The 18,088-nt window shown below is 37.0% G+C and carries 19 protein-coding genes; all 19 read left to right on the forward strand.

Features of this window, described 5'->3' with window-relative positions; all coding sequences use genetic code 11:
• The first annotated feature begins 190 nt into the window (after positions 1 to 190).
• Positions 191 to 1,246, forward strand: a complete 1,056-nt coding sequence (locus AC4D4A_RS00320; RefSeq protein ID WP_490994046.1) for a YpbB family protein — start codon at positions 191 to 193, stop codon at positions 1,244 to 1,246.
• 2 nt (positions 1,247 to 1,248) lie between these two features.
• Positions 1,249 to 2,724: a RecQ family ATP-dependent DNA helicase gene (locus AC4D4A_RS00325; protein WP_490994047.1), complete on the forward strand. Its 1,476-nt coding sequence runs from the start codon at positions 1,249 to 1,251 to the stop codon at positions 2,722 to 2,724.
• Between the two features lie 3 nt (positions 2,725 to 2,727).
• Positions 2,728 to 3,321: a CPBP family intramembrane glutamic endopeptidase gene (locus AC4D4A_RS00330; protein ID WP_490994048.1), complete on the forward strand. Its 594-nt coding sequence runs from the start codon at positions 2,728 to 2,730 to the stop codon at positions 3,319 to 3,321.
• Positions 3,322 to 3,434: 113 nt separating this feature from the next.
• On the forward strand, positions 3,435 to 3,893 hold the full coding sequence (locus AC4D4A_RS00335; RefSeq protein ID WP_490994049.1) for a YpbF family protein: 459 nt from the start codon (positions 3,435 to 3,437) through the stop codon (positions 3,891 to 3,893).
• A gap of 93 nt (positions 3,894 to 3,986) precedes the next feature.
• Positions 3,987 to 4,637: a CBS domain-containing protein gene (locus AC4D4A_RS00340; protein WP_490994050.1), complete on the forward strand. Its 651-nt coding sequence runs from the start codon at positions 3,987 to 3,989 to the stop codon at positions 4,635 to 4,637.
• An 83-nt stretch (positions 4,638 to 4,720) separates the two neighbouring features.
• Positions 4,721 to 5,506, forward strand: coding sequence for a metallophosphoesterase (locus AC4D4A_RS00345; RefSeq protein WP_490994051.1), 786 nt, complete (start codon positions 4,721 to 4,723; stop codon positions 5,504 to 5,506).
• Between the two features lie 74 nt (positions 5,507 to 5,580).
• The gene (locus AC4D4A_RS00350) at positions 5,581 to 6,168 is read left to right on the forward strand and encodes an adaptor protein MecA (RefSeq protein ID WP_490994052.1); all 588 of its coding nucleotides are present in this window, start codon (positions 5,581 to 5,583) and stop codon (positions 6,166 to 6,168) included.
• A 275-nt stretch (positions 6,169 to 6,443) separates the two neighbouring features.
• Positions 6,444 to 7,709 (forward strand): Glu/Leu/Phe/Val family dehydrogenase, encoded by a 1,266-nt coding sequence (locus AC4D4A_RS00355; RefSeq protein WP_490994053.1) that lies wholly within the window; start codon positions 6,444 to 6,446, stop codon positions 7,707 to 7,709.
• A gap of 189 nt (positions 7,710 to 7,898) precedes the next feature.
• Positions 7,899 to 8,873 carry a YpdA family putative bacillithiol disulfide reductase gene (locus AC4D4A_RS00360; protein ID WP_490994054.1) on the forward strand — a complete coding sequence of 325 codons (975 nt, stop codon included), beginning with the start codon at positions 7,899 to 7,901 and terminating at the stop codon, positions 8,871 to 8,873.
• Between the two features lie 42 nt (positions 8,874 to 8,915).
• Positions 8,916 to 9,881 carry an asparaginase gene (locus AC4D4A_RS00365; protein ID WP_490994055.1) on the forward strand — a complete coding sequence of 322 codons (966 nt, stop codon included), beginning with the start codon at positions 8,916 to 8,918 and terminating at the stop codon, positions 9,879 to 9,881.
• 108 nt (positions 9,882 to 9,989) lie between these two features.
• The gene (gene prsW / locus AC4D4A_RS00370; RefSeq protein WP_490994056.1) at positions 9,990 to 10,670 is read left to right on the forward strand and encodes a glutamic-type intramembrane protease PrsW; all 681 of its coding nucleotides are present in this window, start codon (positions 9,990 to 9,992) and stop codon (positions 10,668 to 10,670) included.
• Positions 10,671 to 11,085: 415 nt separating this feature from the next.
• Complete coding sequence (sleB, locus tag AC4D4A_RS00375) at positions 11,086 to 11,934, forward strand: spore cortex-lytic enzyme (RefSeq protein ID WP_490994057.1); 849 nt, start codon at positions 11,086 to 11,088, stop codon at positions 11,932 to 11,934.
• A 10-nt stretch (positions 11,935 to 11,944) separates the two neighbouring features.
• A complete protein-coding gene (gene ypeB / locus AC4D4A_RS00380; RefSeq protein ID WP_490994058.1) occupies positions 11,945 to 13,306 on the forward strand; it encodes a germination protein YpeB in 1,362 nt (453 codons plus the stop codon).
• Positions 13,307 to 13,427: 121 nt separating this feature from the next.
• Positions 13,428 to 14,087: a flagellar brake protein gene (locus AC4D4A_RS00385; protein WP_490994059.1), complete on the forward strand. Its 660-nt coding sequence runs from the start codon at positions 13,428 to 13,430 to the stop codon at positions 14,085 to 14,087.
• Positions 14,088 to 14,136: 49 nt separating this feature from the next.
• Positions 14,137 to 14,316: a DUF5359 family protein gene (locus tag AC4D4A_RS00390; protein ID WP_490994060.1), complete on the forward strand. Its 180-nt coding sequence runs from the start codon at positions 14,137 to 14,139 to the stop codon at positions 14,314 to 14,316.
• A gap of 128 nt (positions 14,317 to 14,444) precedes the next feature.
• A complete protein-coding gene (gene cmk / locus AC4D4A_RS00395) occupies positions 14,445 to 15,125 on the forward strand; it encodes a (d)CMP kinase (RefSeq protein ID WP_490994061.1) in 681 nt (226 codons plus the stop codon).
• Positions 15,122 to 15,703 carry a lysophospholipid acyltransferase family protein gene (locus tag AC4D4A_RS00400; protein WP_066107498.1) on the forward strand — a complete coding sequence of 194 codons (582 nt, stop codon included), beginning with the start codon at positions 15,122 to 15,124 and terminating at the stop codon, positions 15,701 to 15,703. Before cmk ends, AC4D4A_RS00400 begins: the two co-directional genes overlap by 4 nt.
• A 142-nt stretch (positions 15,704 to 15,845) precedes the next feature.
• Entirely contained in the window at positions 15,846 to 16,985 is a 1,140-nt protein-coding gene (rpsA, locus tag AC4D4A_RS00405; RefSeq protein ID WP_490994062.1) for a 30S ribosomal protein S1, read from the forward strand.
• Between the two features lie 421 nt (positions 16,986 to 17,406).
• Positions 17,407 to 18,033: a YphA family membrane protein gene (locus AC4D4A_RS00410; RefSeq protein ID WP_490994063.1), complete on the forward strand. Its 627-nt coding sequence runs from the start codon at positions 17,407 to 17,409 to the stop codon at positions 18,031 to 18,033.
• Positions 18,034 to 18,088: the final 55 nt, after the last annotated feature.

An 18,088-nucleotide genomic window follows, 5' to 3' on the forward strand; every position in this document is an offset into this window, starting at 1 on the left:
TATTTTGATACCGAACTGGATATCAAACCCCTCACCTTATTGTAAAACTCATGGTATAACTTTTCAATAGCCAATATTTCGCGTGTTTTTAGCGAATTAAGGAAAAATAGGCTATTGAATTTTAAGCATGAGAGTACAACTATTTGGTAAGATAAAAAGTGACAGACAGGTAGAATAAAGGGGTTAAAACATGATTATACCATATTTTGATGGATTAATACTGTATTTAATAAATGCATTAAAGGGGCAAAGAACGGTGTATTCCCCCTTACATATACTAAATGGAAAAAAATCCTCACAGCCCATTCAAGATGCACGTTTGTTTAATATATCCGAGTTCTTTGGTATTCTTCCAAAGTTAAAAAGAGAGATATGGGATCAAAAGATTAGTGAATTAATCAAAGAAGGATATATAAAAGAAACAGGAATCAACACCTATGTTTGTACAGAGCATGGTAAACAAGCGCTTAACATTTGGGTAAATGATTATCCTTCGTTCACTAACCTGGATGGCCGTACCTTGCAAGATGCAGCTCATGGGTTTTGGATAAGACTGCAATTATTGGTGCAAACGTCTTCCTGTTTACTAAATGGCAATCATTCTTTCATCCCTGTTTCCCGTAATCAAGAGGAACAATTGTTAGTGAAAAAATTATTTAAAAAGATTCCTCTCTCTTCATTGGAACTGGGGCAGCTTCTATTTCAGGAGCTTGAAGATTTATTAAGTAAAGTAAATGAAACAGGAGCAGAATTGATTGTTTTAGCTTTTTCGGGTCACCAGCATGCGGGTTTAACAATCGAACAGGCTGCACGAAAGCTTAATATAGATGTATTTTATGCAAGACTTCTCTTTTGGGATACTGTTCATTATATGCTTAAAGCCAGTGTTCAGTCTCCTTATATACTATTGAAAGAACTTGTTCTAATAGGTAAACCTGTTCAATCTCTTTTAACTGCTTCTACACAAAGAACGTTAAAAATGCTTCAAGCCGGGATGTCAAAAGAAGAAGTTGCAGCCGTACGGAATTTAAAGACGAATACGATTGAAGATCATCTGGTTGAGATTGTTTCAAACGTACCAGATTTTCCGATAGATGATTTTGTAAGTGAGACAGAGAAAGAGCAAATTAAACAGGCAATTGCTACTCATGAAACAAAACAGCTAAGATCGTTAAAAATGGTCCTTCCATCTGAGATAACTTATTTTAAAATTAGGCTCGTTATGGCAACTATAAAGGAAGTGTAAGTATGCAGCCGCTAGAAGCTCAATTAGAAAAAATGTTTGGATTCCAAACGTTTCGAACCGGACAAAAGGAAGTAATTGAATCCATTATCGATGGCAAAGATACACTAGCTATGCTGCCAACCGGGACGGGCAAAACCTTGTGTTTTCAGATGCCCGGATACTTGATGAATGGATTGGTTATTATCATTTCACCATTATTGGCTCTTATGCAAGATCAGGTAGAACAAATGAAGGCAAAAGGTGAAAAAAAGGTTGCCTCCTTAAATTCATTTTTGACCTTGCAGGAACGGGATATGGTACTGAGGTCATTGCCATTATTAAAATTTTTATATATCTCGCCTGAAATGCTGCAATCCAGATTTATTTTGGATAAATTAAAAAGGCTCAATATTGCCTTGTTTGTTGTCGATGAAGCGCATTGTATATCCCAATGGGGTTATGATTTCAGACCGAGTTATTTGCAGCTCGGCCGGATTAGGAAAGAACTGGATAACCCATTGACCTTAGCTTTAACAGCAACAGCTACTCCTGAGGTTCAAGAGGATATTTTAAAAAATTTATGCATGGAGGATGCAGCGAGAGTAATCCATAGTGTGAACAGGGAAAATATCAGTATCCTGGTAGAAGAAGCAGCTGATTATCAGCATAAGCTTCAGATTTTAATTGATGCGCTGAATAAAGTGCCAGGTGCAGGGGTTATATATGTATCCAGCCGAAAACTTGCTGAACAATTGAGCGGATTTTTATTGGAAAAGGGGTTTGACGGTGTTGCTTATTACCATGGCGGTATGGAAACTGGTGACCGAATCCTGATTCAGCAGCAATTTTTATCTGGGCAACTAAGGATCATCGTGGCCACCAATGCGTTTGGTATGGGAATCAATAAAAATGATATACGATTTATTTTTCATGTAAACATGCCCTTGAGTGTGGAAGCATATGTCCAGGAAATAGGCAGGGCAGGGAGAGATGGATTGCCGGCAGTGGCCATATTGTTATATTCAGAAGGAGATGAATGGCAAGCTTCCCATCTGATTGAAAGGGATTTTCCAAACCGTTCAGAAATTGAATGGGTGATTCATCATGAGGCTTCCAATCTTACAGATGAGGAGTTTATTGGTGATGACAAAATGGAACGGGTAAAAGAATTAAATAAGGCTTTATTAAAGGGGAATATTCTTGATCCGTATGACCGCATTGAGCGGATAGATACAGAACTGGAAAAAAGAAAAAAAGAAAAACTTATGAAACTTTATCTATTAAAAAAATGGATTCTTTCCACTGAGTGCAGAAAGAGCAGCATCGCTTCCTATTTTAATCAGGCGTTGCAGAATAAAACAAAGATTTGCTGTGACCGGTGTGGAGCAACACTAGATGAACTGATCGGTTTCCTTCCAAAACAACGGCAAGACATCCCTCGGGAAGATCAAAATTGGCGAATGCAATTGAAACAATTATTTACTGGAAGGGCAGAGTAAACTATGAAAAATAAACAGGCAGAGCTCGTAAGTCAGCTGAAAGATGAGGAGCTATACAAGGCGTTGATTCAAACACAATTGCTTTTGCTTATAATCTCCTCTTTTTTGGGTATATGGGTCTTTGATGATATACAGGAGTTTTTATTGTTATTTGATTTTCAAGATTGGTCTATCCTTCTTATTGGAATCCCAGCCGGATTGCTGGTGGTTCTCTATGACTTACTTTCGATGAGGTATCTTCCCGAGAGATATTTTAATGATGGTGGAATTAATCAACGTATTTTTAGGTCTCTGAATGGTCGGCAACTAATCTTTATTGTCCTACTAGTCTCTTTTAGTGAGGAATTATTATTCAGGGGAATCATTCAAACGTATGTTGGTTTGTGGATGGCCAGCCTCATATTTGCACTAATCCATATAAGGTATCTATATAATGTTTACTTGTTTGTGAATATTTTATTGCTAAGTTTCTTTATTGGAATGATTTATGAATGGACAGGCAACTTATTTGTTACAATCGTGATGCATTTCACCATTGATTTAATCCTTGGATTTGTCATAAATAAGCAATCAGGCAAGGGAAAAACAGTCTTATAATAGTTATAGTACTAGTAAGCATGTATAGGGAACAGCTAAATAAATAATGGACAAGAGTTTCATAATTGACCTCTCCTTTTCATAAACATGAGTATGAAAAGGAGAGGTGGTTTATGGAAGCGCATATTCATGATTTGGACGAACATACCGATGAGGCTACAAAAATAATGCTCAACAATGTGGTGAAAAGGAAACGCAAGTTTGATCATTATAAAACCCGTCATTTTTTATTTATTTACCTTACCTTAGGTTTAACAGCGATTCTGGTTGTCTATGTATATAAGAACGTTCTTCCTCTCTATTCGTATTCTTTTATGTCCATGTATAACTATTTTTTTGAAAGTGAATTTATCATTGTCTGTATACTATTACTTGCCTTTATGTATGGAGGGATGCTTTATTACAAAAAAAAGATGGACAAGGCGGAAAAGGAATTTCATGCTTTGCGATGTGAGATTATAGATAGGAGTAAGGATCTTTGGAAAAATGATATTGCATGGAAAAATAGACATATCCTCTTTAATAAATTTAAAGATTTATATGATATTAATCTTTTTCACGAAAATAAGTAATTTTTCACAAATAAGGCAGGTAAAGTTTGTGATTTGTCGAATAAGTATTAATTATAGGGAATGTTTATACTAGATTGCGGTGGGGGTGCTTTAATGTTTGTAAAGAATATCATGATTTCAAAATATCATTGTCATACGGTTTCTTACAATGATACTCTTCAAGAGGTTTTCTCGGTGCTGGATGAACATCAAATTGAGGGAGTGCCAGTTCTGAAAGGAAATCAGTATATAGGTACGATTACAAGGTATCGAGTATACAAAGCAGCCTTTTTATCAGAGCTGCCCAGAGATATTTTTTTAAAAGAAACAAAAGCAGAATCAATCGCTGAGGTAAACAAGACATTAAAAGAAGACGAAATATACGAAAATATATTTCTGGATTTAAAAGAGACACCTTTATTAGCTGTGCTGGATGATTACGGGTATTTCCATGGCATTGTTACGCGCTATGATATAATTGAACAATTCCAGAGTACCTTTGGTGTTCATGTACCTGGTGTGAGGATAGCATTAACTACAGTTGAAACCAAGGGACGTATTGCCAGGTTAACTGAGATTGCAAGGCAATATCAGCAACAAATTATTTCATTAGTTACCTTTGATGAAACCGATAAACTTTTAAGGCGAATTGTCATTAAAGTAGCGAAGGCGCCGAATGTAGATAAATTTATCCAAAAATTAGAGGAATCAGGCTTTAGAGTCTTGCATATTGATGAAAAAGTTTTGCATATTGATCAAAAATAAAGATATATATAAATGTAGAGCTGGTCATTTATTAGGCTGGCTTCTTTTAGTTTTAAGATATGAAGGATTGAAAGGGAGATACTATGGCAGTGCTGTTGATTTTTGGCTTATTAATTGCTTTATGTGCGTGCTTATTCATCTATATGTACAGGCTTGCGCATCAGGACCGAGTGATTGATCATACGTTTGAATTCAGTACATTTCCAAGTGATGAGACCATCACAATCTTTTTTATTTCAGATATACATAGGCGGGTCATCAGTAATGAAATTATTGGGCAGGTAAAAGGGAAAGCTGATTTTGTTTTAATTGGCGGTGACCTGGCTGAAAAAGGGGTACCGCTAGATAGAATAAAAGAAAATTTAACTAAATTAAAAAGTGTAGGTCCTGTTTATTTCATATGGGGTAATAATGATTATGAAATAGATAGACATGAACTGGATGCACTTTTTGTAGAGTTGGATATCCATGAATTACTAGATACAAGCGTACTGTTTGAAACAAAGGATGGCGATAAAATACGCCTGCTTGGAATTGACTTTTATGATGAAGAGGAACAAACGGGGCGGCTTGATTTGGCAATGGAAGAAGTGGAATCTGACAGTTTTAGAATTCTAGCCAGTCATACTCCGGAAATAGAAAAGGAAATGGAAAAATCATATAGGATTGATTTAGTATTGAGCGGTCATACCCACGGTGGCCAAATTAGGATTTTTGGGATGGGCAGATATAAATTGGGCGGTGTCTCGGAGAGGAATAATACGACCATCCTAACAAGTAATGGATATGGAACAAGCTTACTTCCGCTGCGATTAATGGCAAAACCTGAGACTCATTTAATCCATTTAAAGAAGGCAACTCCTTCTTGATTTAAAACAAGGTACCGACTGTGGCTCCCTTCATACAATGGAATGGAGAGAGGTAGCTACAGGAGGATTTTTTCATGAAGCTTAAACAAATCAATCCGGCATTGTTCAAACTATTTATTCCCTACGATGAATTGGAAGACAGAGGTGTTAACTGTCAGGTGCTAACCAGTCATTCGGTGGAAACGCATAGCTTTTTTTATCATATTATTCAAGAAGTGCTTGAAGAATGCGGGAACTTGGTTACCGGATATTTTCAGATGGATGTATACTCGTATCCATGCTACGGAATCTATATGATTTTAAAAAGGGATGCGTACTATTTAAACGAAGGTCTCGAAGAAGAAGAAGAAATAGAAGGGTATCTATCCGTCAATATAATGAAGCGAGATCAAATCATATATGAATTTGCGGAATTTGATGATGTAGTACAAGCTTGCAGAATGATAAAGACTAGCTGGAATGTGAAAGGAATCCTTTATTATTGGAAGTCCAACTACTATTTAGAGATAAAAGAAGATGCTCTTATAAACCAAGCAACTCTTATGTCTATTCTTTTGGAGTTTGGAGAATTCTCGACCTTGAGTAAAGAATACCTGGAAGATTACGGGCACAGGATATGTGAAGAGAATATAATTACTATTATAAAAAAATATTTTCTATGATAATCGCATCTAAAAGATGTGGTTATTTTTATTTAATCTAAGCGTGTTTATAAAGGCTAAAACAGTACTCTTGCACTTTTCAAGGTTTATTAAGTATACTGAATTTATAAAAGTGAATAATAAATCTGAATATTCTCCCCAAAAATTTTATTAATCTTGCTTTACAATTTTTAATCCTATTATTCTATTGTTTCACTTTCCAGACAATTGCCAAAGTTGTATACTTATGCTGGTAGGAAAATATTACTTATTATACATCTGTAGGAGGTACTATAATGACAGCCGACCATCATTCCACTGAGGACAAACTAGATGTTTTAAAATCGACTCAGACTGTCATCCATAAGGCTTTAGATAAGCTTGGATATCCAGAAGAGGTATTTGAATTATTGAAGGAACCGCTTCGTATGCTAACTGTGAAAATCCCTGTTAAAATGGACGATGGTTCTGTAACGGTTTTCACTGGTTATCGTGCTCAACATAATGACGCTATAGGTCCGACAAAAGGTGGAATTCGTTTTCATCCTAATGTTACAGAGAAAGAGATTAAAGCTTTATCCATATGGATGAGTTTGAAATGTGGCATTGTAGACTTACCGTATGGAGGGGCAAAAGGCGGTATCATATGTGATCCGCGCAATATGTCTTTTCGGGAATTGGAAAGGCTTAGCCGTGGATATGTCAGGGCGATAAGCCAATTGGTCGGTCCTACAAAAGATATCCCGGCACCGGATGTTTTCACCAATTCACAGATTATGGCCTGGATGATGGATGAATACAGTCGTATAGATGAATTTAACTCTCCGGGATTTATTACCGGTAAACCGCTTGTTCTTGGCGGTTCACATGGCAGGGAATCAGCCACTGCCAAAGGGGTAACTATTTGTATCCATGAAGCGATTAAAAAACGCGGAATGGATTTAGTAGGAGCGAAAGTTGTTGTCCAAGGCTTTGGAAATGCAGGAAGCTTTTTGGCAAAATTCATGCATGATGCCGGTGCCAAGGTAATCGGTATTTCAGATGCAAATGGGGCTTTACATGATCCCGATGGCCTTGATATTGATTACTTGCTGGATCGTCGAGACAGCTTTGGTACAGTAACCAACCTATTCACGAATACGATAACCAATCAAGAATTACTTGAACTGGAATGTGATGTTTTGGTACCTGCCGCAATTGAAAATCAAATTACAGACGAAAACGCTCACAATATACGAGCGAAGATTGTCGTTGAAGCTGCTAATGGTCCAACCACTTTGGAAGGAACGCGTATTCTAACAGATCGCGGTATACTGTTAGTACCGGACGTTTTAGCTTCTGCCGGTGGTGTTACAGTATCTTATTTTGAATGGGTACAGAATAATCAAGGATACTATTGGACTGAAGAAGAAGTTGAGGAAAAATTACAAAAAGTAATGGTTAAATCATTTAATACCATCTACGATACAGCTCAATCCCGCCGTGTTGACATGCGCCTCGCTGCCTATATGGTTGGGGTACGGAAAATGGCCGAAGCATCGCGTTTCAGAGGCTGGATTTAATACTGCAAACAATAAGAAAGTTTTCTGTCCCTTGTGAGATAGAAAACTTTTTTGCATGCAGTGGATGAGTTTAGGTCCTAAAAATGTTATTCTAAAAGGGTTATTTAAATATTCTTTGAGAAGTACTAGATACTACATACGAATTACGAATTGGAAATTCCAGTTTACGGTTATTTGGAGGAAAGAAAAATGCAATACGAAGAAGCAATTGTAATTGGCGGCGGACCATGTGGTATGTCAGCTTCCATTAATTTAAAGGAAATTGGTAAAAATCCATTGATTATTGAAAAGGGGAATATTGTTAATTCAATCTATCATTACCCAACGCATCAAACCTTTTTCTCAACCAGTGAGAAATTAGAAATTGGGGATGTCGCCTTCATTACTGAAAATCGGAAACCCGTCCGGCTCCAGGCATTAACATACTATAGAGAAGTAGCGAAGAGGAAGAATCTTAGAATAAATACATATGAATGTGTGGAAGTAATAGAAAAGCAAGAGAATGGATTATTTAAAATAAAAACAACCAAAAGTGAATATGAAACACCATATTGTATCATTGCAACGGGCTATTATGATCAACCAAATATGATGAATATACCAGGTGAAAATCTGGATAAAGTATTCCATTATTTCAAAGAAGGACATCCTTTTTACGATATGGATGTGGTTGTAATCGGTGGCAAAAATTCAAGCGTAGATGCTGCGCTGGAGCTTGTTAAAGCGGGAGCGAGGGTAACAGTCATATATCGGGGAGATGTTTATTCAAAAAGCATTAAACCTTGGATTTTGCCCGAGTTTGAATCATATGTCCGCAACGGAATTATAAAAATGGAATTTAATTCAGTTGTAAAAGAGATTAAAGAGCAAACCGTCATTTACGAAAAAGAGGGGCAAACGATCGAAATACAAAATGATTATGTTTTTGCTATGACTGGGTATCATCCGGATTACAGTCTTCTAACCAATGTAGGTGTTGAGATACACAGTGAGACAGGGAAACCGGTGATTAATGAGCAAACAATGGAAACAAACGTAGAGAACCTATTTGTGGCTGGTGTGATTGTGGCCGGAAATAATGCTAATGAAATTTTTATTGAGAATGGAAGATTTCATGGTGGGCAAATAGCAAATGCGGTAAAAGATAAAGAAGGGTTAGAATAGAATAGCATTAAGATTGCTTGACTACTTGTTAAGAGGTGTAATATGAAGAAAATTTCACTAATAACGACTGGTGGAACGATTGCCAGTAAAGAAATCTCTAAAGGACTTCTGAATTCGGGTGCTATGAGTGGTGAGGAATTAGCAGCACTCTGTCAGTTGCCGGAGGGTTTCGATATAAAAATTATAGACTTAATGCAAAAGCCTTCCATGCATATTGGTTTTGAAGATATGGTTTTAATAAAAGAAGCCATTGAAAAGGAATTGGAGGATGAAGGAGTTTGTGGAGTAGTAGTCACTCATGGAACGGATTCGTTAGAGGAAACGGCTTATTTTCTCGATCTAACAACTAAAGATTCCAGACCAATAGTGGTAACTGGCTCACAGCGCTCCCCTCAGGATGTCGGAACCGATGTGTATTCCAATTTAAGGAATTCAATCTATGTAGCCGCAAATCAACATTTAAAGCATAGCGGAGTTTTGGTTGTCTTTAATGAGCGGATTTATTCCGCAAGATACGTGAAAAAAGTCCATGCTTCAAATCTCCAGGGCTTTGAATCATTTGGTTATGGATATCTCGGAATCATCGATAATGATGTAGTCAGTGTCTATCAAAAGCCAATCTATAATGAATCCTACAAAATTGGACCGGAAATCCCGCGCGTTGATATCGTAAAATGCTATACAGGAGCAGATGGGATTATGATTGATGCCGCTGTAAATGCCGGCGCACGTGGAATTGTGCTTGAAGGAGTCGGCCGTGGGCAAGTAACGCCCTTAATGGTCAGTTCTATCCAATCTGCTTTGGATAACGGGGTAACCATTGTTATCAGTACAAGTGCCGAAGAAGGAAAAGTGTATCCTTCCTATGGGTACCACGGCAGTGCGCATGACCTGCAAAATAGGGGTGTGATTCTTGGAGAGGATTATGACAGCAAGAAGGCAAGATTGAAATTGGCCATATTATTATCCAATGGTAATGTCGATATCAAGGCTGCTTTTAAGTTGTAGGGTTCGCAATCCGCTAACCATATGAAAGCTATGAGAATTCTTGATTTTCTTTTTTTTTCGTCCGTGTTACGATTAAAGGACGAAAGAGTAAAAAAGAGAGGGTAATCCATGTTAAATATATTAACAGCAGGCGTTGCACCTGGTATAGCCTTGCTAATTTATTTTTACCTGAAAGACCAATATAACACTGAGCCTGTATCAGTTGTATTTAAAGCATTTATCTATGGTGCGTTATTTGTCATACCTGTTATGTTTATTCAATATGTTATCCAGGCAGAAGGGATTTTTCTTTCTGTTTGGGCTGATGCCTTCTTTGAAAAGGGAATGGTAGAAGAGCTGATCAAATGGGCTTTATTCCTTTGGTTGATTTATGGCCATGTTGATTTTGATGAACCGTATGATGGAATTGTTTATGGGGTCTCCATCTCTTTGGGGTTTGCAACATTGGAAAATATCCTCTATTTATTTTCAAATGGGCTTGAATATGCATGGGGGAGAGCGATGTTCCCTGTTTCTAGCCATGGACTGTTTGGAGTCATCATGGGCTTTTATTTTGGTAAAGCCAAATTCCAAACCCAGCCTAGGTTAAAGCTGACCTATATGCTGACAGCCTTGTTCATTCCGATTGTCTTGCATGGTTCGTTTAACTATATATTAATGGAGCAGGAAAAATGGTATGTATATTTAATTCCATTTATGTTCTGCCTATGGGGTCTCGGACTTTGGAAAGTAAAAAAGGCCAGGATTTTAACAGAAAAAGCTTTTAAACAGTCATTTGAATCAGTTTAATAAACTGTAAACTGCAGTAAAATAGAAACAAACGTTAATCTAAATCTGCTTTTTTAGGAGTGGGATTTGATTAGGGTTTGTTTTTTTATTTGAATGGATGTTTCTATCTATCTGTGTTGCCTGCGGCTTTAATCCTCTGGAGTAAATAAAGGTAATAAATCCATCCTGAAATGCTGCTTATTATGTTAACAGAGAATATGCTTATACCCCATTTCTTCTACGTTCCTAAATGATTATTCTTTATCTCAATTCAACTTTTTTTCCTCTGCAATTAGCTCAAAAAGCTTTTGTATGCAACTCATTTTTTAAATCATCAACCCTCTCGTTTGAAAATGATTTTAATGTTGGACTGAATATTTTATATGTGTTTGCAAAAACTACCCTTACTGTCATTAATTCTACAGGAGGGCATGAAATGAAGGGTTTAGTAAGGAAGTTAGTATCCTTTTCAATAATTGGTTGTTTTTTATTCCTCTCACCTATTTTTGATATCCAGACTGAAGCATTTACTAATCAAGTGATTCAAAGGGGAGCTGTCGGTGATGATGTCATCGAATTACAAGCGCGTCTTCAAAATATAGGCTTTTATCATGGAAAAATTGATGGGGTCTTTGGATGGGGAACATACTGGGCATTACGTAATTTTCAGGAGCAATTCGGGTTACCTATTGATGGGTTAGGTGGAGCAAAGACTAAAAGTAAACTGGTCAGCGCCTCTAATTACAACGCTTCTTGGGTGAAAAAACAAATTAATTCAGGAAATGAATTCACCTATTATCAGGGGACTCCAATTGAGCATCAAGTCAAACCAAAAGCATCAGCGAATAAAACGACAAAATCAACAAATACGGCTAAAAAGAACACATCCACAAAGACGACCGGTACAGCTGCGAATATACCGGCTGGATTTTCGGAAAGTGATATTAAGTTAATGGCGAATGCAGTTCATGGAGAAGCGAGAGGTGAACCATACGAGGGTCAGGTAGCAGTTGCTGCGGTTATTTTAAATAGGGTCCAAAGTTCATCGTTTCCAAATACAGTTTCAGGGGTTATATTTCAGTCGGGAGCATTTACTGCAGTAGCTGACGGACAAATCTGGCTTGAACCTAATGAGAGTTCAAGAAACGCTGTTATAGATGCTATCAACGGTTGGGATCCGACCGGTGAAGCTGAATATTATTTTAACCCGGAAACTGCGACAAGTTCATGGATATGGAGTCGTCCGCAAATAAAAAAAATCGGCAAGCATATATTCTGCAACTGAGGTGAATGTAATGATAAGAAATATCGTGATTGCTGTGTTGTTAATCGGTTTAGTTGGAACAGCGTACTGGGCATATCAGGATCATCAAGAGAAAATAGCTATCATGAATCAAACCGAGAATAATTATCAGCGTGCCTTTAATGATCTGAACTATCAAATTGATGTGTTAAATGATAAAATCGGGACGACATTGGCTATGAATACAAATGATTCCCTATCTCCAGCATTGGCTGAGGTTTGGAGATTAACAAGTGAAGCGCATAACAACGTTGGTCATTTGCCCTTAACGTTAATGCCATTTCATGAAACAGAGAAATTTTTAACAAATATCGGTGATTTCGCCTATAAGACATCTGTGCGAGATTTAGATAAAAGTCCGCTATCTGCTGAGGAATATAATACGTTAAAAGCTCTGTATAGTGACGCAACGGATATAAGGGATGAATTGAGGAGTGTTCAAAGGAAAATCAGCGATAATGACTTACGTTGGATGGATGTCGAAACAGCCTTGGCGGATACGAATCGGGACAGCCAAAGAGACAACCAAGTTATTGATGGACTTAAAACGATCGATAAAAATGTTAAGTCAATTGGACAAAAAAGTGAATATGGCCCTACATTTACATCTACAGAGGAAAAAAACATAGATTATAAAAATTTGTCCGGGAGAGAAATAACCCGTAAGGAAGCAATTGAACTGGCAAAAAAATATACGGGTGTCTCTAATGCTAAAACAGTCAGTGTAACCGAAAACAAGGATGGCTCAAAATACGAGTTCTATCATGTGAATTTAAAGAGTGCTTCTACAGGTCATACGATAGGAATTGATTTGACAAAAAAAGGTGGACATCCCATCTATATCATTAATGATCGTCAGGTATCAGATACTAAGATCGGGTTAAACGATGGATATAAGAAAGCACAGCAATATCTGAACAACATGGGCTATCAGAATATGGAGTTATTTGAAAGTACTCAATATAATAATGTTGGTGTTTATACATTTGTAACGGTTAAAGATCAAGTGAGAATCTATCCGGAAGCAATCCGTATCAAGGTAGCACTAGATAATGGAGATATCATCGGACTGGGAGCAGATGATTATCTTCAAAATCATGATATGGAAAGAAAAGTTAATAAACCGGCAATCACTGAAAAAGAAGCTGAAAGTGAAATTAGTGGTAAAGTGAAGATTATGGAGAAAAGATTGGCCGTTATCACAAATAATTTATATGAAGACGTACTTTGTTATGAATTTATGGGAACGGTAGGCGATGATACCTACCGAATCTTCATTAATGCTGAAAACGGACATGAAGAAAAAGTAGAAATCATGCATGAAGCAAGGAAAGTGTATGATAATGTCTCATAAAAAATAAACTAAGGAAAAGGCTGAAAACAGTCTTTTCCTTTTTTGTATTCTCTGTCATAATAGTACATAAGTCCTTGTTTTGGAATATTCTTACACACGTTAGAGGGGAAATGGTTTAACTATGTTAACAATCGGAATGACCATCATACTGGAGAAGAGCCAAATAGATCAGCCTGAAACATATAGATGCAAGTTAATGGATGTTAGAGATGGAATTCTTTATATTGATTATCCAGTTAATATACATACGAATCGAATAGATTACTTAATAAATGGAACGAATTTTAGGGGTACATTTGTTGGGAATGATCAAAATACCTATCTGTTTAACACGGAAATCCAGGGAAGAGTGAGAGAAAATATTCCTTTGCTCCTTTTAGATTATCCTGGCGATGAATATCTAGAAAAAATTCAGCGAAGAGAATATGTACGTGTCAGCTTATCCACAAAAGTAAATGTACAACCCATTAATAATGAATTCACCCCATTTACGGCACTAACAACGGATATTAGTGCAGGAGGGGCAGCAATCATTGTTCCGCAAAATTTAAAAATTGATACTCATACGAATCTAATGCTGCAGTTTACATTTGAGATGAGAAATAGAGAAGTGTATGAATTACCCATTCAGGTAAAAGTAAAAAGAATTGTCGAAGTTTTGAATAATAGAAAAAAAGTATCTGTCGAATTTATCGAAATCTCTGAAGTAGAACGGCAAATTTTGCTGCGTTATTGTTTTGAAAGACAATTGGAGGAAAGAAACAGAGCTTTTGCAGATTAAATACATATCAGTATGGGCAAACTCATAAGTAAGAGGAGGATTGTTCCATATGAATTCGGTAGAGCGATTTATCAAGAAAATGGCCATCATTCAACTTTTATTTTTATTATTTTTTCAGCTTATTTTTCATCGTGAACATACCTTTACTAAATGGAAAACGCTCGCAAGATATGAAGGTGTCATCGAAAATAATTATACAGCTATTGTGGAGGCAATTTCCAATAAATGAATATTTAGGTTTTCTAAAGACAAAGTAAAGTGCTTTGTCTCATTTTTTTACATTCATATTGATTTATATCCTGTAAAGCTGTGTTAAAATAGTCATGATTAATTTTTGTGTACAACAAGGAGGAACAAATGAATAAGAAATTATCGATTGCTATTGATGGTCCTGCTGCTGCAGGTAAAAGCACAGTAGCGAAAATTATTGCTAGAAGGTTAACTTACATATATATTGATACCGGTGCAATGTACAGAGCTCTAACTTATAAGGCATTAAACAATGGAATAGATCCGAATAACGAGGCAGCTCTTTATGATCTGTTAATGTCTACGGATATAAAATTGCAGAATAGTGATCAAGGCCAGGATGTACTGGTGGATGGAGTAATTGTATCTGAAGAGATAAGAACACCGAATGTAACTAAAAATGTTTCCGCTGTTTCTCAGCATAAATTGGTACGTGAAGAAATGGTTCGACGACAACAGCTTCTGTCAGAACAAGGTGGCGTTGTAATGGATGGAAGAGATATTGGTACCCATGTTATGCCAAATGCTGAAGTCAAAATCTTTATGCTCGCAAGTGTAGATGAGCGTGCCAAAAGAAGACATGAGGAAAATATCTTAAAAGGGTTTGACTCTGATATTGAGCAATTAAAACAAGACATTGCGGCCCGTGATAAATTTGATTCAGAAAGAGAAGTATCTCCTTTGAAAAAAGCAGCAGATGCAATTGAACTTGATACAACAAGTCTTTCAATTGATGAAGTGGTGGATGCTATTATGAAAATAGCGAAAGAGAAAGGAGTATATGGATGAGCTTTTATAGATTTGCCAGGGGCGTAGTAAAGATCGCTCTAACTCCATTATACCGTGTCTCAGTTTCAGGAAGAGAACATTTTCCTGAGACAGGCGGTGTTTTGTTATGCTCCAATCATATTAGTGAATTGGACCCGCCTGTAGTCGGGATGACATGCCCGCGGGATGTTCATTTTATAGCTAAAGAAGAGCTGTTTAATGTACCTGTTCTTAAAACCATTTTACCGCGCGTTCATGCCATTCCCATTAAAAGAGGCATGAGTGACCGGAATGCCCTGCGAAAGGGGTTGGGGGCTTTAAAGGATGGACATGTCTTAGGTCTGTTCCCTGAAGGAACTCGCAGTAAGACAGGAGAATTGGGAGAGGGTCTTGCGGGTGCAGGCTTTTTTGCGTTGAGAACAGACGCCAAAGTTATTCCTTGTGCCGTGATTGGTTCCTATAAACCTTTTTCTAAAACTAAAGTTATATATGGTCCTCCAATTGACATGGAAGAATATCGTAGTCAAAAAGCCTCTCCTGAAGAAGTGACCAAAGTAATAATGGCTCATATAAAGCAATTAATTGATCAGAACCGTTAAACATCCAGCTTGACAAATAGTACAAATTATAAGAAGTTAGAAAAAAGGGATTATTTAGAATATTGTTTAATACTGACGGATTAGTGGTATTAAATATAAAATTGAAAGGTAATTGAACCCGTGATCGTTAGGAGGAGTACATATGACAGAGGATATGAATAATATTAATGTAACCGAGTTTAATGTAGGCCAAAGAGTGCATGGGACTGTAACGAAAGTTGAAGAAAAACAAGTCGTCATTGAAGTGGAAAATAGTAAGCATGATGGCATTGTCCCTATCAGTGAGCTCTCCAGTCTGCACGTTGAAAAAGCTTCAGATGTGGTGAAGGAAGGGGACGAGCTTGAGTTTGAGATTATCAAAGTCGAGGATGAAGCTCTGATTCTATCGAAAAGAAAAGTAGATGCAGAAAAAGCGTGGGGAGACCTGGTTGTTTCGTTTGAAAATGGTGAAATTATTGAAACAGAGGTTAAAGACGTTGTAAAAGGTGGTCTAGTTGTTGACCTTGGAGTACGTGGATTTGTACCTGCTTCGCTTGTCGAAGATTATTTCGTTGAAGATTTCTCTGACTACAAAGGGAAAGAGTTGGCGTTTAAGATTGTAGAGCTGGACCAAGAAAAAAACCGCTTAATCCTTTCTCACAGAGATGTTGTGCGTGAAGAGAAAGAAAAGAAAAAAATTGGAGTTCTGGAATCTTTACAGGCTGGCCAAGTCCTAGAAGGAACGGTTCAGCGATTAACTGATTTCGGCGCATTTGTTGATATCGGAGGTATTGACGGCTTGGTTCATGTATCACAGCTTTCTCATGAACATGTGGACAGACCTTCAGATGTAGTCTCAGAGGGAGAAACCGTCCAAGTCAAGATTTTATCTATTGACCGTGATACCGAAAGAGTTTCTTTATCCATAAAAGAGACCTTGCCTGGACCTTGGTCAGAAATTGCGGATAAAGCAAAAAAAGGCAGTGTTTTGGAAGGCACCGTTAAACGCCTTGTATCCTATGGTGCTTTTGTCGAAGTATTCCCGGGTGTAGAAGGCTTGGTGCATATTTCTCAAATTTCTCATAAACACATCGGCACTCCTCATGAGGTTTTATCTGAGGGAGATGTTATTAAAGTGAAAGTGCTTGACGTGAATGAGGATGAGCACAGATTATCTCTAAGTATTAAAGAATTGCAGGAAAATCCAGCCGCTGAAGCGGATAACTATGAACTTCCTGAAGAAACAAGAGGCTTCCAATTAGGTGAAATGATTGGAGAGCAGCTAAAGAATTTAAAAAGATAAAGTAATGTGGTAGGCGCCCTTACGCGGCTTGCATGCTTTGAATTCAATAATAAGTAAAGAACAGCCCTTCTCAGGTATAGAGAAGGGCTGTTTCTATGTATAAACAAATGAATCGAATAAAGTAAAAAAATCAGTTTTCTGCTTCGTTCTGTATTATTTAGTTTGTTCAGTCAGATGATCCAAGTATAAAAGTATAACTCGATCACAAATTCAATAGAGGACCAGAATGGTGTCGCTAAAAAATCTGTAATGTAGTACATCTGTTTATGGAAGGGGTATATCCTGATTTTAATGAAAAGAATCTAACAGCCCAGCTTGTTCTTTAATTGTTTACCGATAGTGTGTCAAATAAATCAATTTCCTATTACATTTGAAATGTTTAAAAAAATTGAAAGTTGGCATACTGCTAAGGGAGGTTTTTATGCACGAAGGTTATTTATTTTTCAGTTTAATGTGGCTTGGCTGTTGGTATTTTATTTTTATATCAGATGAATCCGTTAAGATAAGATGGAGAGGAATGATTAGACTATTGGCAGGGATTTGCTTTGCCGGTTTATCGATCCATATATTTGGTATACATGTAAACCTGTTTTTTATTGCAGCCCTACTTTGGTCTTTTTATCAATGGAGAAATTGGACGAATAAAGAATTAATTAGAGTGACAGTCGCTATTTTTTGTATTACTATTGCCTTCATATGTATTAGAATTTATTCAGTTCTATATCCAGTATGGTTTATTGTAAACTGGATTTATATAGCGGCCTCTTTGCTGGTTGTACTGAGTATCATCTTTTTGGATCCAACTAAAAGGGTCAGTATATTAAGTGTAGCGATTATACTTGGCGAAGCAGTTTATTCAGGGATTTTATATGTTTACGGGTTTCCAGTCAAAGAGATAGGGTCGTTTGAATCCTTGGACCTATTGTTACTGGCGATAACCATTACTGTAGTTTTAAATAAAGCGAATAATCTATGGACAAAAAGAATGCCAGGGCGAAGTGTTTATCATCAGCAGCATATAGGATTTAAAGGCAAGGGCATCAGATAAAAACCTATTGGGTAGATTTCATGAAAAGTATTTTAGTTTCCTTATTACCAAGGAT

Source organism: Pradoshia sp. Z5_111, from assembly GCF_058267535.1.

What these genes read in the sequence shown, in the direction of transcription:
- AC4D4A_RS00385 (WP_490994059.1), top strand. Translation starts at nt 13,428, where the DNA reads ATGTTAACAATCGGAATGACCATCATACTGGAGAAGAGCCAAATAGAT.
- AC4D4A_RS00330 (WP_490994048.1), top strand. Translation starts at nt 2,728, where the DNA reads ATGAAAAATAAACAGGCAGAGCTCGTAAGTCAGCTGAAAGATGAGGAG.
- ypeB (WP_490994058.1), top strand. Translation starts at nt 11,945, where the DNA reads ATGATAAGAAATATCGTGATTGCTGTGTTGTTAATCGGTTTAGTTGGA.
- AC4D4A_RS00345 (WP_490994051.1), top strand. Translation starts at nt 4,721, where the DNA reads ATGGCAGTGCTGTTGATTTTTGGCTTATTAATTGCTTTATGTGCGTGC.
- AC4D4A_RS00390 (WP_490994060.1), top strand. Translation starts at nt 14,137, where the DNA reads ATGAATTCGGTAGAGCGATTTATCAAGAAAATGGCCATCATTCAACTT.
- AC4D4A_RS00350 (WP_490994052.1), top strand. Translation starts at nt 5,581, where the DNA reads ATGAAGCTTAAACAAATCAATCCGGCATTGTTCAAACTATTTATTCCC.
- prsW (WP_490994056.1), top strand. Translation starts at nt 9,990, where the DNA reads ATGTTAAATATATTAACAGCAGGCGTTGCACCTGGTATAGCCTTGCTA.
- rpsA (WP_490994062.1), top strand. Translation starts at nt 15,846, where the DNA reads ATGACAGAGGATATGAATAATATTAATGTAACCGAGTTTAATGTAGGC.
- AC4D4A_RS00340 (WP_490994050.1), top strand. Translation starts at nt 3,987, where the DNA reads ATGTTTGTAAAGAATATCATGATTTCAAAATATCATTGTCATACGGTT.
- AC4D4A_RS00335 (WP_490994049.1), top strand. Translation starts at nt 3,435, where the DNA reads ATGGAAGCGCATATTCATGATTTGGACGAACATACCGATGAGGCTACA.
- AC4D4A_RS00365 (WP_490994055.1), top strand. Translation starts at nt 8,916, where the DNA reads ATGAAGAAAATTTCACTAATAACGACTGGTGGAACGATTGCCAGTAAA.
- sleB (WP_490994057.1), top strand. Translation starts at nt 11,086, where the DNA reads ATGAAGGGTTTAGTAAGGAAGTTAGTATCCTTTTCAATAATTGGTTGT.
- AC4D4A_RS00400 (WP_066107498.1), top strand. Translation starts at nt 15,122, where the DNA reads ATGAGCTTTTATAGATTTGCCAGGGGCGTAGTAAAGATCGCTCTAACT.
- AC4D4A_RS00320 (WP_490994046.1), top strand. Translation starts at nt 191, where the DNA reads ATGATTATACCATATTTTGATGGATTAATACTGTATTTAATAAATGCA.
- AC4D4A_RS00355 (WP_490994053.1), top strand. Translation starts at nt 6,444, where the DNA reads ATGACAGCCGACCATCATTCCACTGAGGACAAACTAGATGTTTTAAAA.
- AC4D4A_RS00410 (WP_490994063.1), top strand. Translation starts at nt 17,407, where the DNA reads ATGCACGAAGGTTATTTATTTTTCAGTTTAATGTGGCTTGGCTGTTGG.
- cmk (WP_490994061.1), top strand. Translation starts at nt 14,445, where the DNA reads ATGAATAAGAAATTATCGATTGCTATTGATGGTCCTGCTGCTGCAGGT.
- AC4D4A_RS00325 (WP_490994047.1), top strand. Translation starts at nt 1,249, where the DNA reads ATGCAGCCGCTAGAAGCTCAATTAGAAAAAATGTTTGGATTCCAAACG.
- AC4D4A_RS00360 (WP_490994054.1), top strand. Translation starts at nt 7,899, where the DNA reads ATGCAATACGAAGAAGCAATTGTAATTGGCGGCGGACCATGTGGTATG.